Raw genomic sequence first — 15,972 nt, forward strand, 5'->3', positions numbered from 1 at the left:
GGCGCGACCTTCATGGCTGTTGCGGTGCTGTTCAAGTACGGGTTCAACCCGGAGGCGCTGTTCGCCAGCGCCGTGCAGGTCCATCCGAAGGGCGACGCCATCATGGCGCCGGGCGGTCTCGTGTCGAACCCGGTCGAGGCGATCTCGCTCGGCGTCGGCCTGATGTTCGGCACCGCCGGCCTGCCGCACATCCTGATGCGGTTCTTCACGGTCTCGGACGCCCAGGCGGCGCGCAAGTCGGTGTTCTACGCCACCGGCCTGATCGGCTACTTCTACATCCTGACCTTCATCATCGGCTTTGGCGGCATCGCCCTGCTGATGTCGGATCCGAGCTACTTCAAGCTCGGCGCGGCCGGGACCTTCGACAAGCTGAAGGACATGATCGGCGGCACCAACATGGTGGCGGTGAACCTCGCCAACGCGGTCGGCGGCCCGTACTTCCTCGGGTTCATCTCCGCCGTGGCCTTCGCGACCATCCTCGCGGTCGTCGCCGGCCTGACGCTGGCCGGCGCCTCGGCGATCAGCCACGACCTCTACGCCCAGGTGATCGCCCGCGGGCGCACCACCGAGAAGCATGAAGTCAACCTCTCGAAGATCTCGGCGGTGGTGATCGGCATCGTGGCGATCTACCTCGGCTACGTGTTCGAGAACCAGAACGTCGCCTTCATGGTCGGCCTCGCCTTCGCGGTGGCGGCGAGCTGCAACTTCCCGGTTCTGGCCATGTCGATCCTGTGGCGCGGCACCACGACCTGGGGCGCGCTCACCGGCGGCCTCGTCGGCCTGCTCACGGCGGTGATCATGGTCGTGCTGTCGAAGGCGGTGTGGGTGGCGACGCTGGGCAACCCGGCGCCGCTGTTCCCCTACGACAACCCGGCGCTGTTCTCGATGCCGCTGGCCTTCGCGACGATCTGGGTCGTGTCGCTGATGGACAAGTCCCGCAGGGCCCAGCGCGAGCGGGCCGCGTTCGAGGCGCAGTACGTGCGCTCCGAGACCGGCATCGGAGCGGTCGGCGCAAACGCCCACTGACCGGCACATGTCGTGGTCCTGACGGGCCACGACAGCCCTTTAACGCCAACGAAGGTGTGGCATGCCACCTTACCTGATGTGCGCGAAAGGCCCCGGACTTCAGGCCGGGGATGTAAGCGCATAAGCGACGTTGCCGAACAGTCCGTGAACGTCTAGCTTTCGGTGATGGCGTTTGCGGCGGGCTACCGGTACCGGTTTGACCCGACGCCGGAGCAGGCGAACCTGCTCCGGCGCACTTTCGGGTGCGTCCGGGCGGTCTACAACCGCGCGCTCTATGAGCGGGAGACAGCGTGGCGCGAGCGGAGCGAGCGCATTCCGTTCAAAGTGATTTCACGCTCGTTGCCAGTTTGGAAGACTGAGTGGCCGTAGCTCGCCGAGGTTTCCTCGGTGCCGGTGCAGCAGGCGCTTCGTCACCTGGAAGCGGGCTATGCCCGGTTCTTCCAGCGGCTCGGGCGCAAGCCTCGGTTCAAGTCGCGCCGGGATCGCCAGTCGGCGACGTTCATGAAGACGGCGTTCCGCTGGCGCGAGGGTCAACTAACGCTCGCGCTGATGAAGCAACCGCTCGCGATCCGCTGGTCGCGGGCGCTGCCGAGCGCGCCATCGTCTGTGACGATCTCGCGCGACGCTGCGGGCCGCTGGCACGTGGCATTCCGCGTCGAGGTCGAGCCAGAACCCGCGCCGGAGCCGCTGCGGCCGGCGATCGGCATCGATCTCGGGCTGATGACGCTCGCCGTCACCTCGGACGGTGAGTCAGTCGCCAATCCGCGCTGGTTGCGCCAGCGCCAGCATCGCTTGAGGCGGGCGCAGCGCGCGCTCGCGAGGAAGAGGAAGGGCTCGAACAACCGGGAAAAGGCTCGGCGCGCAGTGGCGCGCCTGCACGCGCGCGTCGCCGACGCGCGCCGGGATCACCATCACAAGCTCTCGACGCAGTGGATTCGCGAGAACCAAGCGATCCACGTCGAGACGCTCAGCGTGCGCGGGCTTGCGCGCACAAGGCTGGCGCGCTCGCTCCACGACGCGGCCTGGGGCTTGCTCCTCGCGATGCTCCGGTACAAGGCGGCGTGGTACGGGCGCGATCTGGTCGCGATCGACCGGTTCTTCCCGAGCACGCGCGCGTGTTCGTGTTGCGGCGGCGTCGGTCCAAAGCGCGCGCTGCACGTCCGGACGTGGACCTGTGACGCCTGCGGCGTCACGCACGACCGCGACGTGAATGCATCGCAAAACATTCTGGCCGCGGGGCACGCGGTCAGGGCCGGGTCCGATCCCCGGCGATGGCCTGTGGAGGGGATGTTAGACGCGCCGGGCTTGACCCGGAGCGCAACCCCGGTGAGACAGGAACTTGCGGCGTGAGCCGTAGGAATCCTCGCCTTGAAAGGCGAGGAGGCTCTGTCAAGATCGCTTCCAGGTTCGCCCTGCGTTCCGCACCTTCAGATCCCGGCTGGTCCTTCTCAGGAGCGACAGGTCAGGATCGCGTGTTTGGACTGGGCGGTAAGGTCGCGAGATGCGTTCGGTTGCGACAGGTTGCGGGTCGCCCGCAGACGACGAACGGTCCGCGTTGCTCGGATAGAGGCGTTGCGCCGCTCCTGACCTCAAGCTTCAATCGTCGCTGGAAAGCCTGGATCAGGTCCTGGCGTGTTCGCTCGACCGAATTGGCTGCCTCGCCGCTTGCACAGTGCCCTGGCGAGGCGTTCCTGCACACCGGGCTTGAGAACGACGTCTCGAAGATAGAAGCTCACGCCGCATCGAGCCCGTCTGATCTCGGGTTCGATACCCAGTTTCTTGAGGTAACTGACAACACCTCGGCAACTCGTCGCGTTGAGACGGGCGAGTTCCGAAGCAGAGATGTATCGGCCCCGAAACGCGTCCAGGTCACGACGTGCGACGAGCGTGACCCGTCGTCGCGTCGAAGGACGGACGCCTGACCACGCCTTCATGGCTCGCGCGCGGATAAGCCGGCTTATCACCTTTCCGTTGACATGAAGGATTTCTTCCACTTGGCGCAGCTTGAGCAGATCGACCTCATCGGGCTGCGCAAGTGCGGCGGCGATCTCCCGCGGAGCGACGAGCAAAGCGGCGTAGCCTGCCTTTCTACGATCAAGGTGGATCGTCGGGAGCTCGCCTCCGATGACGAGCTGGATGATTATCTTGACGGCACAGTTCGCCCTGCGCGCCGCGTCGGTGAGCGGACACATGTGGTCGTGGACCGTGTCGACCGGTACGGCATGGTTCAGGATGGCATCGCGGAACGCGACGATCCCCGCTCGCGCGTAGACCGGTGCGAGCCCGGGCGCGTTGGCAAACAGCGGGATCGGTCGGATGAAGCCGGCTGCGGCCAGGCGCTTTGCTTGCACGAGCGAGCAACCCAGCAGCGTGGCAATGTCCGGTAGCGTCAGGGCGTCGCTGTACTTGGCGATGACACGCTCTGCCGTGGCGGCGTCGAAGACGATGTGATGGTCCCAGTCTTCGTGCTGTTCTGCGGCGGCCAGCCCGACAGCGAAGAGGATCTTCCGTAGGCGACGGGGGTCTCGGCCGGTGGCGATCGAGAGGGTTCGGATCGAGTGCAGCGTCCGCACCTCGATCGTGGAACCGAGGATCTTGTCGCCGGCGCCGAGGGGCATGATCTGTGCGATCGATCGGCGCACGAGGATGCGCACCGGCTCGAAGTCGGACCGGCGCCCGGCGCTGGTCAACCATTCGTAGAATGTTCCGAACAGCTTACGACCGTGGGCCAACGCCGACGTGTGCGGACGGTAGGTCCTGTAGAGATCGTCTATGAAGGCATGCAGTCCGTCCGGTCCCGCGGAGACAATCGCGAAACCGGCATGCCCGGCGGCCTGCCAACGGCTTTCGGGACAGCCACGGATCTTCGCCCGGCGACCATCCAGCGAGACGAGGCCGACGATCTCGCAAAGCTTCGCGGCCACATGCCAGTCGAGGCTATCCAGCCACGGAACCTGGCCGCTCAAGGCGTCCAGACGCCGGAGGAGGTAGGTTTCCAAGTCGGACAGCGGACGCGAACCATGCGACGCAGCGAGATGCTCGAGATCGCGGAGCGCCGGTGCGATACAGCGGGTGAATTCGTGCACGACGGACCGTTCGGCCGGCAGGCCGACCTCCACCAGCGGCAGGCGATGAACCGGGCACGTCCGGATCGCCGCGAACATCCAGAGCGTTCGGCCGTATGCGGCCCACGAGGCCGGAAGCCCGCTCGCTTCGGCATCCTCGATGAGACAACGCGGGCAAACCCTGCGGTAGCCGCGATGCAGGGCAGACGCGGCGAGCTTCTCGCCCCGATAGGTCCCGCCACGCTGTCGGTCGAACCGGATCGCGCGCTCCACCAGTCCGGATGCGTCGACGTCGGCGACCCTGGCGAGCGCCTTGAGGTGCCGCGGCTCCCCTTGAGCGACCGCGCGGAAATCAATCCCGAGCATCTGGCCCAGCAGCTTGGGATCGTCGATCCCGTGCCGCATGGCGAGGCGTCCCATGAAGCTCGCCGGTGTCTCGCCGGGCTGGAAGGGGAGGTGAGGCCACAGCACGCTCACGCCTCATCCTCCTCATCGAAATCGTCGTCGGTTGCGAGTGACGCGCGCTTGACCTTCTGGGCGCGCAGGAGGCGCTGCTTCGGCGGCTTCTCCAGGACCAACAAGGGATCGGTCAGCCGCCAGTCTCGGGCCACGAATGGGTTGTGCTCGGGCGCGACCCCGCGCGATTGGACGTAAGCGCGTGCAAACGTGTGGAGGCTGAGCGCCGTCTGGCGTTCCGTGAGTGCGGACCGGATCGCATCGTAGGTGATCTCGATGCTGCGCCCGAGCTGCCGATTTCCGGCATGGATGAGGCGGGGTACGACAGCTGCGAGCTCTCCGGATGCGATCGACAACTCTGCGACGCTCGCCAGCTCACCGACGACATGCTCGATGCGGCGATAATCCGTCTTCGGGACGAGGCCGGTGGCGGCCGTGAACGCCATGCGGCCGGAGAGCTGCGGGTCATTCCGGATCGCGCTCACCAGCTCGGGAATACCGGAAAGTATGACTGCAACCGGCCAATCCAAGTAGATCATGAGGTACTTGAACATATTGATGATCTTCTTGATCTCGGTCTTATTCGCTGGCTCCGTGACGTGATGCGCCTCGTCAACGTGGAGAATTTTGATACCGCGAATTTTCAGTCGATTCCGGATCATGTGCGCGAGCTTCAGCTCGTAATTCTTGCCGGTGGGAACGTTGACGATCGGCAATCCGAGTTGCTCAAAGACGTCTTGGCCGAACCGGCCGAGCGTGCAGGCGCCCTGGGGGACGACCGTGACCAGCGGACAATCGGCCCTCGCATCGCCGTAGCCTGGAAGGCTCGGGTGACCGCGGAAGACCTCGCTCAGTGCCCGGCTTTTACCGGCCCTGGCCTGCCCGCTGAGGACGAAGCCGCGCGCCTCGACGACGTTGTCCGGCCCCACCGGCAGGGCCGGATCACGGCGCTCGAGCAGCTGCTGCAGGACGACGTTGAGCTGTTTCTCGACCGCGCCGTGTGTCGGCGTCGCGAAGTAGGTCGCCTTGACGCGTTCCATGGTGGCGACGACGTCGAGGTCGGCCGGCCGGAGGCCGGCGCGTATCGTCGCGAGGGCATTGGGCACCGTCACGTCGGCCTCCGCACCTGCCAGAGGCCCTGATCGTCCTCGTCCGTCACCTCGGGCGGTGAGGTCCGCTCAGGCTGCACGAGCGTGTCGTTCATCGGTGGCTCCGCGGGGCCTGTCACGGGGATGCCGCGGGAGAGATCCTCCAGGTCGGTCGGCGCCCCGTGCTCGTCGTCGAGGATCTCGAGGGTGCGAATGGTCCCGCGCTCGATCCGCTCCACTCTCTTGGGATCGAGGACGATGCCGGTCAGCGCGGCCTGAGCGTGGGCCGCGTCGGCACTGGATCGTATCCGATCGAGAGCCTCCTCGGCGATCGCCCGTGCCTCGTGTTGACCGGGACCGGCATCGATACGGGCCTGTTTCACGCTGCGTTGCCAGGCGACGGCCGAAACGCCATCGAAGCCGGGCGTTCGACACTTCGCGTGGTGCCACTCCGTTCCGATGCGCACGGAGATCCAGCCCAGATCGTCTTGGTCGATCCGGACGTCGAGTTCGACCTCTTCGTGATCGCGGAAGTGCCGCACCAGAGCTGGCGAGAGATAGTACAAGCCCATGACCCGGATGCCGCGATTGTTGAGCGTGCGCCGGACCGTGATGCCGAAGATCGCGCGCTGGTCGTGGGGCCCGGGCGGCACCGGCCCGCGCTTGTACAGGGCCTCGAGCTCGGTCCAGCGCTGTCTGGGCGTCTTGCCGCCGAGATTTTCATGCGGGATGTTGTGATAGATGTCGACGAACCAGAGGATCATCAGATCGCACAGCTGGTCGAGCGTGAGGCTGGCCCGCGCCTCCGCGTCATAATCGCCTTTGTCGGTGACGTTCGCGAACGTCTGGCCGGTGAAGTAGCCCATCAGGCCCGTCCGGATCGTGCCGAACAGCCGCTCAATGTGCGGGCGTAATTCGGGCATTCCGGCCGGCGGCGAGACGTTGAGGATCCTCAGGTCGGCGGTGGCCAGCTTGAAGCGGTCGGAGACGTAGGCCGGCCCGGTGTCGTTACGGAGCGTGAGCGGATGCGCCGTGTAGTCCCACGGGGTGCGACATCCGGCGGCCTGCGCGACGGCGGTCTTGTCGTTCAGCATCATCCGCAAGGTCAGCAGGTTCGACTCCGCCGTCACCGTGCGGCTCAGGCGCATCGCGAGGATGCAGCGCGAAGCGACGTCGAGCACGACCGCGAGCCAGCGCCGCTCCCGCCGGACCAGCTTGCGTTCGGCGAGACTCATGAGCTTCCAGGCGCCGGACCGGACGCACAGGCTCATGAGCGAGACCTGCCATTCGTCCATCTGCACGAGCTCGCCGATGCGGTGGGCTCCGAAGGTCTGGGTCACCGCCTTGAAGCGTCGGAGCGCGAACGGCAGCCCGCGGCGCGCGACGCAGACCTCGAATTTCGGCAGCGCCCGCACGGCCGCGGAGAAGGTGGTGAACGAGACTCGGTAGGCCTCGGGATCCTCGCCTGCGCGAGGCTTGAATCCGGACTTCTCCAGCGCGCGGCAGAACGCCTTGTAGCAGGCCTTCTGCGTGGGCCTCGTCTCGGACATGTAGCCGTGGACGTGGTCGTGCATCAGCGCGAGCACGTCGGGGTTCTTGCGCGGCACTCGATTGCCGCAATGACGCAGGCGGTCGCGCAGCGCGTACGCGAGACAGCCGCAGGTCTGGTAGATGCGGTACCATTCCCTCAGCGTCCGGGCTTTCGGGAACCTGAAGGTCAGCGTCGTGGTCACATAGCGCCGTCGCTTTTCGACCTTGCGCTCGAGGGCCTCGCCGCGTCGATCCTCGACGAGCACGATGTGCTTGGACAGGCCACGTGCGGTGACGCGACGCTCGATCTCACCCAGAACCTTCTGAATCGCGGCATCGTCGATGGTGGTCTGCCCGTCGGCGTGGAGGTCGATCAGATCCTCGACACAGGCTTCCCGGAAGAGCACGACCGCGAGTTCGTCCCGTGGCAGGTCCAGGACCGAGGCGACGCCGGAGCGGGCTCGAGCTTCGACGTGCCCGAGGCTGTAGTAGTCCCGGTTGTGCTGGAACTTCGGTGAGCGCCGGAAAGCCTCGAATTCGGCGAAGGTGATCTCCTGGGCGAGGTTGCTGCCCACCTGCACCAGCACGTAGTGGTCGGGAAGCGAGCGTGGGCAGGTGTAGGCCAGACCGTCGGGGAGGATGATCTGGTCATAGCGACCCAGCTCGTAGCGTGGGATCGTCCGTTCGAGCCGGATCACGCGGCAACCTCCGTCTCCGCAGGCGGCGCGACACGGGTGTCGTAGTCCCAGCGACCGGCCTGGATGGGCAGCAGCGTGCGATCTCCGATCGCGCGGATCGCGGCACGGAACGCGTCGGCGCCCAGGCCTGTCGCTTCGACGAGGCTGGCGATTGTGGTTCGACCGTACAGGCGTCCCACGTACTGGGCGATCGCGGCGTCGGAAGATCCTGGGACGTCGCGCCGGCAGTCGTGCAGCAGGCCGACGTTGTAGATATCGGCCTGCGAGAAGCTCAGCTCGGTGAAGATGACGATCCGGTCCGCGAAGCTGCGCGGGATCTGGTGGGCGATGCTCCTGTAGAAGCCGGCGAGATCCTTCAACTCCGCGCGGATCGAGGCTTTGCAAGCTACGGCGACGCGTTGGCCGCTGCGCAGAACAGCCAGGAAGTCAAAGGTGTGCAGGTGCTGCCGACCGCCCCGCGTGTAAGTGATGGCCGGCGGCTGATCGATCAGCGTCTCCACCTCGGGATCGGCCAGCAGGTGCAGGGCCGAATGACACTCGATCATGCTCTGAAACACCACGCGTCGCTGGTCTGTCGTGGTGACGAGTTGCCCGATGGCGGAGACCCGCGACCGGCGTGGCAGCGTGCGGCTGGAGAGACTGGGAAGGCTTTCCGAGAATGGCGGCGGCCAGTCCCGGCAAGCGTCGAACAAGACGGTGTTATTCCGAACCATGGGCCGACCTCGTGCGCCAAGACTGCGCCGGCATCGCTCGGCGCGTCACGGTTGGGAGGCGGCGCGCGGTCAGGCTGGAGGCCCGACGGGCGCCGTCCTCATTCGAGGGGGGAGCCGATCGACCTGAAGGGGGAGTCGAGGTGACGCAGGCACACTCGCCCAAGACGGGCTTGCGAGGCCGACGAACCCATGCGAATCCTCGTGCAGGTTCGGCTATTCAGCCAGCATCCTTCGACCCACCGGTCTTACCGATGTGGTTGTTGGAGCGGACTGGGGGTTGGATCGATTTGGGGCGGTGACGATACGGGGTGACCCGTACCGGATCAGCGTCCTCGGCCAGCCGATACCGCATGCCCTTTGGGCGGCGGTGATCATGTACAGCGCACGCTCCGACGCTTTGGAACGTTGGCGGATCGTGCGAAGCGGCCAGCCCTGGAGGTGCGCGGTCTGTGACCGCGCCCTCCAGCGGAGCGGATCGTGGGGCACAAAGCTACATGGGGATCTCCTTTGTGGTGTCCGCGAAGAACGACTCAGCTCTGCCGTCGAGTCAATGATCCGAGTTCGTTCAGAACCGCCTTTTGTCCCGACAATGACCTAACTCAGTCTCGGCCTTTACTTGAAAAAGCCTCAAGAAGGGCCCTAGACCGCGCAAGAACTGGCGAAGACCACGCAAGAAGGGGCGGAGCAACGGCAAGACCTGCTCCCGCCAAGCTAGCAGCCACTAGATTGCGCCGGTTTGACGCAGCCGTTGGCGGCGGAGGGTGGGACCGGAAGCGATTTCAGCCGGGCCGGTTCCGTCGAGCTGCGATGACAGGTCCTGAATGGGTACAGGTCCGTCCCGATCTTCTCGCAACCATCGGGCAAGCGTCGCAGCAGTTGGCGGACGCCGTCGGCCATCCAGGCTTGGTCCACGGGCCTCCGAAGTATTACCAGGCGGTTTTAGATCGGCCTCGATCCGGCCGATCACCGGGCTCAGGATTGCGATGATGCGTTCGAGGTCGTGAGCTGTCGACTTGTAGAGCCTGGAATCGGAGGCGCAAAGGTGGCTGATCCCGTTCAGCCAGAGGCGCCGTCGCGTCTCGGGCGTGATTGGCCTGTTCATCAGCGACGCTCGCGGTACGACGACGTCTTTCCAGAGCGCATCAAACACCTCCGTCCGGAAGACGCGGCAACTGCCCGCTCCGCCGCCGTTTGGGACGGCACGGCCGCTTCCGGCGTTCGATCGTGTCGTGCCCTTCGGCCAGCCTCGCAGTGGGATTGATCGCCGATCGGCAGAACTGCCGGGATCTGGGTCGGGAAAAGCCGGGATCGGAATGAGACGCATATGTGTGTACATGACGAGCCTCTCCTACGGGTTATATCGTGAGATCCGTTCAGCCGCTCTGCCGCGTTCGCTGACCGCGTTCGCGGCGACGTCGGCCTCAGCGCGATCTGAGTTGGGGCTTTGGTGAAGGCGCGAGGGTTACAGCAACGACCCGCGCTGTTCCGGATCCGGGCGGCGGCGGATCACCGAGGTTCGGCCGCCGACGCGTGGCGCGGGTCCTCGTGCGCGAGCGCACGGAGAGCCGCCGCGAGCCGATCAATGCGGGTGGGACGATCGGGGACGCGTGGCCAGGTGGCGCAGCTTGCTTCCGCGCCTCTGACTTCCTCTCGGGCAACCCAGGTTGTGTACGCGTCGGCGATCGAGGTCATCGCATCGCAGTGCACCGGCGTTCGTCCTTCGCGCCTGAGCGTGCGGACGCTTTGGCAAGTGTCCAAGGTGGACCTCCCATTCAGGTCAGATGCGGTTCGAGAAGCGGTCGTAGGGCGTGACCTCAGTGATCAGGATATCTGCGTCGTAGCCGTAGATCTCGCGGCGCAGATACTCGAACTCCAAACCGACGAGATCCTCGGGCAAGTCGCGATACCAAGCCTTTGGTCGGCCCGGATTGGGCGTCCCATTCCAGCGGTACCCACGTGCTTTGAGCGCGTCCTTCCGCTCGAACGGTGCCAGCGACGCCCAAACCCGGTAGACTGGCGCCTCTGCGGCTTCGATGAGCTTGGCGAAGGCCGTGGTTTCGGACTTCGGCAAACGCCGCGACAGGATTTCGATGGCTGCGAGGCAGTCTTCGTGCGCGCGGTGGAACGAGGCGAAGAAGCCGAGATCCGCCAGCAGATAGCCGAGCTTGGCTCCGCCGAACCCTTCCTCCTTCCAGGGCACCTGCGTGAGAGAGCAAGCCCATCGCTTCCGCGCGAAGGCGGGCGTGATCTGTTCGGCAAAGGGTCTGTCGAAGCGGCTGTTATGAGCGCAGATCCAGGATGCGTCGGCGATGATCCTCTCGACTTCGGCCACATCGATCATCGAGCCCTGGACCATTTCAGGCGTGATGCCGGTCAGCTTGGTGATCTCCGGCGAGATCGGCATGAAGGGATCTTGGAACGAGCAGTACGGCTCCTCCACGTTCAAAATCCGGCCGTCGGCCGAGTAGGTAAACGGTACCAGGGCGATTTCGATGACCTCGTGCATCTCGGGATCGAGTCCCGTAGTCTCGAGATCCAGGAAGACGCCGCGGGCCACCGCAGCGTCGGCAGTTTGATCGTAGGTTGCGCGCGGCGTCAGCCGACGCAGCACGCGGTACTCGCCAGTTTGCTCCAGCAGGCTGGCGAGTTGATCGAGATGGAGATTTTTCGACATGGTCTGCACCACAGTTGTTGGCGACAACAATGATGTAATGCGGCCGCTGCCGAATTGCACATTTTGTGCAGTAACGTGGCTAATTTAGCGTTGTTGGTAGATGACTTTGATTAATATTCAGCCCGAGCAGGTCAGAGCAGCACGTGCCATGCTGGGTTGGTCTCAGGATGATTTGGCAGCGCGCATCGGCCTATCGCGCCGTTCACTCATAAATTATGAGCATGGCATCCACAGCGCGAAGGAAGAAACATTGAAGAAAATGGCGTCCATATTCCGCGAAGCCGGGATCGAATTTACTCGGACCGCATCTGGGGCGATCGGCCTTACACTGAGCGAGGAGGCCTTATTGGAGAGCCGTGTTCACAGAAGGCGCCCAGCGCCTTGAGAAGATCTTCTCGGTGCCAAGCTGGCCGTTAAAGCCCGCGATGGTGCTTCGCGCCTCGTTTCGTTAACGGCTGGGCCGAGCATGCCCCGCGGATTGGTCCGCCCCAACATGCGGCTGCGCCGTCTGCCGATGCGGCATCTGGCGAGTTGGCGCCGACGGCGGCGCTCGGACGTGCGCGCGCGACGGGCGTAGCGCGGGGCCGAGATCGTTTCGCCGTCTCTGGTCGCGATCAGACTGTCAAGGCCGAGGTCGATGCCGACGATGCCGGCTCCGCAGGTCTCAGCGAAGGCGGCCTCGACCAGGAATACCAGGTACCACTTGCCCGGCTGGCGCGTGAGGATAGCGGTCCCGAGCGTCGCGTCCTCCGGCAAGTTTTAGTGCCACACTGTTTTGATCCTGCCCGGCACGGCGACGATTCCGAGGCGACGGTCCCTCTTCAGTGTCAGCCCGTCGCCGAACCGGAACGTGGCGGCGTGGCAGCGGCGCGAAAGCGCGGGAACGCGTGCCCACGCTGTAAGATAGCGGCGTAGGCTTGGTGGAGCCGGCGCAGCACTTGCTCCAGGGCCGAGAGCGACCAGCGCCCGAGACCATCGGGATCGGCGAGGCGGCAGTCCTTGAGTTCGCTCGCCTTGCCGGGCAGAGCGCTGACTTATGCACTGTCTGCGATAGGCCTCAAGGCGCTGCTCGAGGCTGGCGTGCTGCTCGCCTCCCGTATTCCCGCGTGCCTCTGGAGGATTGCGCGTGCGGGCGCGGGGAGGTGTTGCACGCTCGCTCGCAGGTCTACCTTCGCTTTCAAGGCGCGGTGCCAAGCTGCGTCGAATGCTCTCGCGAGAGCGTGCTCCCGTCCGACCATGCTCAAGGCCTCAATCACTTCGGCTGCCCGGGCAAACGCTTGGTTCGGATCGTCTGTGCTGTTGATGCACCATCCCTGTTCGAGCAGCGTGCTGACGACCCAGCATTCGGGGGCCGGAACGATCACTGGGATCCCCGGACCGTGCAGGACGATTGACTGGACCGACTCGTCGACGAGGACGGCCAATTCGCTCGCGACATGGACATTGATCTGGAGGTGGCCCGCATTCCGAAAGCGTGTCGTGCCGACCACGTCGGCCGCGCTGGCGATGGGCGCAAAGCTCGAATCGATGCCGCGAAGCGCGGCAAGGAGGTTTGGGATCTGATCTGCCGCGCGCAGCGCAATGCGGGCTGATCGACCCTCGTCGTGCTCGGCTGGCCTGCTCAAGGCTCTGGATAGCCGCACTCCGAGGACGCCGCCGTAGGTCTGATAGGCGGCAGTGCCGAGGAGGACCGCGCCGTCGGAAAACAGGCGAGCCTTAGCCAAGGCCTCGATTATCCGCCCGGTGATCCTGTCGGGTTGCGGCACCCCAGCTCCGATCAGCGCGCGTACGGTGGTTGTGCGCTCGGCTCGGACAGCTTTGATCCGCTGGAACCGCACGACCCACGCCATGACACCGGGGTCGTCAGAGCGTCCGATGTAGCGAGCAAAACGTTGACCCCGGTCAGTCTCGCCGCCGTCCCGGCGATAGCCTTGATAATACACGTGGCCGGACCGCGCGCCTGCTCGGCCGGGCCGGACGAGGACGCTGCCGTTTTCCGGAAATTCGGGGTCGAACAACTCGTCCGCACTCTGTTGCAAGAGGTCGGCCAACAGAGTGTGCTGAGCGAGCGAGAGCGATCGTACCATTGTAGACGACGATGTATGCAAACCGATAGAATACATACATCGTGGGGACCGACAACCTCGTGGCCTACGGCCGACTGCCCTAGCGATGTCGGACCGTGTGCGCCTGAAATCCGAGCGGGCTCGGGGTGCCATACGGGGTGTTCTCCTACCGCTACAATCTCGCGAAAGACTTGCGCGGAGTTCGAGACGTGCCTGCCGCCTTGCGGGCGATCAGAAGTTCCTTGTGCCTCAAGAGCGCGGCTGAGCGTCAAGGGCGTCGAGCGCTTATCCTCGAAGTCGTCGAGAGCCATCGGCCGTCAGGCAGATCCCAGACGAACGCCAGAATACAAAAACGCCATCGGGCCGCGTCCGGGAACGCCACCCGATATGCTTGAAGCACCGCCAGTAAGCAGTGAATGAACGTTCATTGACATGAGAATGAACGTTCACTATCGTCCATTCGGTGAAGGGGGGGGCATAGGAATGGCATACGGACTTGATGTGCTGACGGACCTGACCTGTCCTGCGGAAGAGGCTTGCGGCCTTCTGTGCTCAGTCGTGACGACGGCGTCCCGCCCGGCCAACCTGCTCGCCGTCCTTGTGTTGCTCCTGGGTTGGGCTGCGCTGCTCTCCTGGACCGGTAACGGGCCCGGAGGTTGGCAGGCCCGTACCTGCGCACGCCACGACTTAGCGTCGCGTGCCTGCTCAGAGATTGGTCCGGTCAAGGACGCCAGCCCGGTCGTTCTCCATACGGCGGAGTTCGCATCGTGGGCGCGGTGACCGGCACTGTCGTGGAGGTCCGCGACGCCCAGGCCGCGCGGCGCGAGCAGATCCTCGATGCCGCCGAGGCCTGCTTCGTCCGCAACGGCTTCCACCGGACCACCATGGCAGACCTCGCGCGTGAGGCCGCGATGAGCCAGGGCAACTTCTACCGCTACTTCGCTTCGAAGGAGGACATCGTCTTGGCGATGGCGGAGCGCGACCGCGCCCGTGGCGCCATCCTCGTCGCCGAGATGGAGCGGGCGGGGGACCGCCGCGCGCTCCTGACGGGCATCCTCGAACGCTACTTCACCAATATCACCCGCGAAACCGCGGTGTTGCGCCTCGACCTCTGGGCAGAGACCACGCGGAATCCCGCTATCGCTGCGCTGGTCGATCGGAGTGAGGCGGAGGCCCGCGAGTGGCTGTGCGGGATGTTCGCCGCGCTGGCAGCCTCGCCCGAATGCAATCCAGTGGCGATGTTCGACGTGGTCAACCCGCTGATGAAGGGCATCATCGTCAGCCGCGCCACTCTGCCCGGGTACGACCCGGCCAACGCAGCCGCTCACCTCCAAGCCCTCATCGAAGCCGGCCTGCACGGTTCGCTCCCACGATCCGTCGATGTCACTGCGGAGACCAGCCGATGACCCGCGTCGCCTTCCTCGCCGGTCCTGCGCTTCTGGCGCTCAGCCTGACGGCCGCCTCCGCCCGCGACGAAGCCCCTGCCTCGGCCAGGCCACTCCTCGCGCCCGCCGTCAGCGTGGTCGAGGCGACGTGGCGCGAGACAATCGAGACCGTGACGGTGACTGGAACCCTGGTGCCGCGCGACGAAGTCCTGGTGACGCCCGAGATCGACGGCTACCGGATCACAGAGGTGCTGGTCGAGGAGGGCGCGCGGGTCGCCAAGGGCCAAGTGCTGGCGCGCCTGTCGCGCGACCTGATCGATCGCCAGATCGCGCAGCAGGACGCGGTGGTGGCAAAGGCGGAATCCGCCGTGCCCCAGGCCCAGAGCAATATCGAGCAGGCCGAGGCCGCCGAGACCGAGGCCCGGCTCGGGTTGGAGCGGGCGCGCTCGCTCATGGCGACCGGCAACACCACGGCGGTGGTGATGGAGACTCGGACCTCCGCCCTGCGCCAAGCCGAGAGTAGGCTGACCTTCGCCCGCAACGGGCTGGCCATGGCCAAGGCCGACCTCGCCCAGGCTCGCGCCGTGCGCGACGAGCTGTCCCTACGTCTGGCACGCACTGAGATCCGCGCCCCCGAGGCCGGCATCGTCAGCCGCCGCACCGCTCGCATCGGCCTTGCCGCCTCGGCCGCGTCCGAGCCGCTGTTCCGCCTGATCGCCCGGGGCGAGATCGAGTTAGAGGGCGAGGTCGTTGAGACCAAGCTGCCCCTGCTGCGCGAGGGCGCCCCGGCCTGGATCGACATGGGAGAGGGCGGCCGCGTCGCCGGTCGCGTGCGCGCCGTCTACCCCGAGGTCGACAAGGCCACGCGCCTGGGCAAGGTCCGCGTGCGCCTCGACCCCGACCCGCGCCTGCGCATCGGGACCTTCGCCCGCGGCACCGTCGAGCTCGCCCGCAGCCGCGGCGTCAGCGTCCCCCAGGCGTCCGTGCTCTACGGCGGCGGCCGTCGCAGTGTGCTCGTCGTGACGGGTGAGCGCGTCGAGGATCGCACCGTCCGCATCGGCATCGCCGACGAGGACACGATTGAGATCCGCACGGGCCTGAGTGAGGGCGAGCGCGTCGTCGCCCGGGCCGGCTCGTTCCTGCGCGACGGCGACCGTGTCCGGCCGGTGCTCGAAGCCCCGGCGTCCGCGCCGGCGGTAGCCGCCATGCCGGCGCTGTCCACCGCACAGGATACCGCCGAAGCGGGCGTGCCGTAAGCCGACGCCCCCGGC

11 protein-coding genes and 1 pseudogene are annotated in these 15,972 nt (G+C 65.9%); 6 read left to right on the forward strand and 6 right to left on the reverse strand.

The window, feature by feature from the left end; genetic code table 11:
- From LGR69_RS16750 to LGR69_RS16755, 3 genes and pseudogenes are all read left to right on the forward strand, one after another.
- The coding region (locus LGR69_RS16750) for a sodium:solute symporter family transporter (protein WP_412768911.1) at positions 1 to 1,026 on the forward strand (1,026 nt) is incomplete at its 5' end.
- 165 nt (positions 1,027 to 1,191) lie between these two features.
- Positions 1,192 to 1,395: a helix-turn-helix domain-containing protein gene (locus LGR69_RS32210; protein ID WP_370881381.1), complete on the forward strand. Its 204-nt coding sequence runs from the start codon at positions 1,192 to 1,194 to the stop codon at positions 1,393 to 1,395.
- A gap of 15 nt (positions 1,396 to 1,410) precedes the next feature.
- Positions 1,411 to 2,376: pseudogene (locus LGR69_RS16755) on the forward strand (RNA-guided endonuclease InsQ/TnpB family protein); the annotation flags it as partial.
- A gap of 239 nt (positions 2,377 to 2,615) precedes the next feature.
- Here LGR69_RS16755 and LGR69_RS16760 read toward each other — a convergent pair.
- The 5 genes from LGR69_RS16760 to LGR69_RS16780 all read right to left on the reverse strand — a co-directional run bounded on the left by LGR69_RS16760 (position 2,616) and on the right by LGR69_RS16780 (position 11,250).
- On the reverse strand, positions 2,616 to 4,568 hold the full coding sequence (locus tag LGR69_RS16760; protein ID WP_230366722.1) for a TniQ family protein: 1,953 nt from the start codon (positions 4,566 to 4,568) through the stop codon (positions 2,616 to 2,618).
- Positions 4,565 to 5,659 carry an ATP-binding protein gene (locus tag LGR69_RS16765; RefSeq protein WP_230366723.1) on the reverse strand — a complete coding sequence of 365 codons (1,095 nt, stop codon included), beginning with the start codon at positions 5,657 to 5,659 and terminating at the stop codon, positions 4,565 to 4,567. Before LGR69_RS16765 ends, LGR69_RS16760 begins: the two co-directional genes overlap by 4 nt.
- Complete coding sequence (locus tag LGR69_RS32055; protein ID WP_230366724.1) at positions 5,656 to 7,863, reverse strand: Mu transposase C-terminal domain-containing protein; 2,208 nt, start codon at positions 7,861 to 7,863, stop codon at positions 5,656 to 5,658. Before LGR69_RS32055 ends, LGR69_RS16765 begins: the two co-directional genes overlap by 4 nt.
- A complete protein-coding gene (locus tag LGR69_RS16775) occupies positions 7,860 to 8,576 on the reverse strand; it encodes a hypothetical protein (RefSeq protein ID WP_230366725.1) in 717 nt (238 codons plus the stop codon). The genes LGR69_RS32055 and LGR69_RS16775 overlap by 4 nt, the downstream gene beginning before the upstream one ends.
- 1,777 nt (positions 8,577 to 10,353) lie before the next feature.
- Positions 10,354 to 11,250: a 3'-5' exonuclease gene (locus LGR69_RS16780; RefSeq protein ID WP_230366726.1), complete on the reverse strand. Its 897-nt coding sequence runs from the start codon at positions 11,248 to 11,250 to the stop codon at positions 10,354 to 10,356.
- A 100-nt stretch (positions 11,251 to 11,350) separates the two neighbouring features.
- Between LGR69_RS16780 and LGR69_RS32215 the strand changes: the two genes are divergently transcribed.
- The gene (locus LGR69_RS32215) at positions 11,351 to 11,635 is read left to right on the forward strand and encodes a helix-turn-helix transcriptional regulator (protein WP_370881382.1); all 285 of its coding nucleotides are present in this window, start codon (positions 11,351 to 11,353) and stop codon (positions 11,633 to 11,635) included.
- A 649-nt stretch (positions 11,636 to 12,284) separates the two neighbouring features.
- Here the strand turns inward: LGR69_RS32215 and LGR69_RS16785 are convergent.
- Positions 12,285 to 13,301: a GSU2403 family nucleotidyltransferase fold protein gene (locus tag LGR69_RS16785; RefSeq protein ID WP_230366727.1), complete on the reverse strand. Its 1,017-nt coding sequence runs from the start codon at positions 13,299 to 13,301 to the stop codon at positions 12,285 to 12,287.
- 782 nt (positions 13,302 to 14,083) lie between these two features.
- On the opposite strand from LGR69_RS16785, the gene LGR69_RS16790 reads away from it, so the two are divergent.
- The gene (locus LGR69_RS16790) at positions 14,084 to 14,722 is read left to right on the forward strand and encodes a TetR/AcrR family transcriptional regulator (protein WP_230366728.1); all 639 of its coding nucleotides are present in this window, start codon (positions 14,084 to 14,086) and stop codon (positions 14,720 to 14,722) included.
- A complete protein-coding gene (locus LGR69_RS16795; protein WP_230366729.1) occupies positions 14,719 to 15,957 on the forward strand; it encodes an efflux RND transporter periplasmic adaptor subunit in 1,239 nt (412 codons plus the stop codon). Before LGR69_RS16790 ends, LGR69_RS16795 begins: the two co-directional genes overlap by 4 nt.
- The last annotated feature ends 15 nt before the right edge of the window (positions 15,958 to 15,972 follow it).

It is taken from the genome of Methylobacterium brachiatum, assembly GCF_020523825.1.
GTDB classification, from domain to species: domain Bacteria; phylum Pseudomonadota; class Alphaproteobacteria; order Rhizobiales; family Beijerinckiaceae; genus Methylobacterium; species Methylobacterium brachiatum.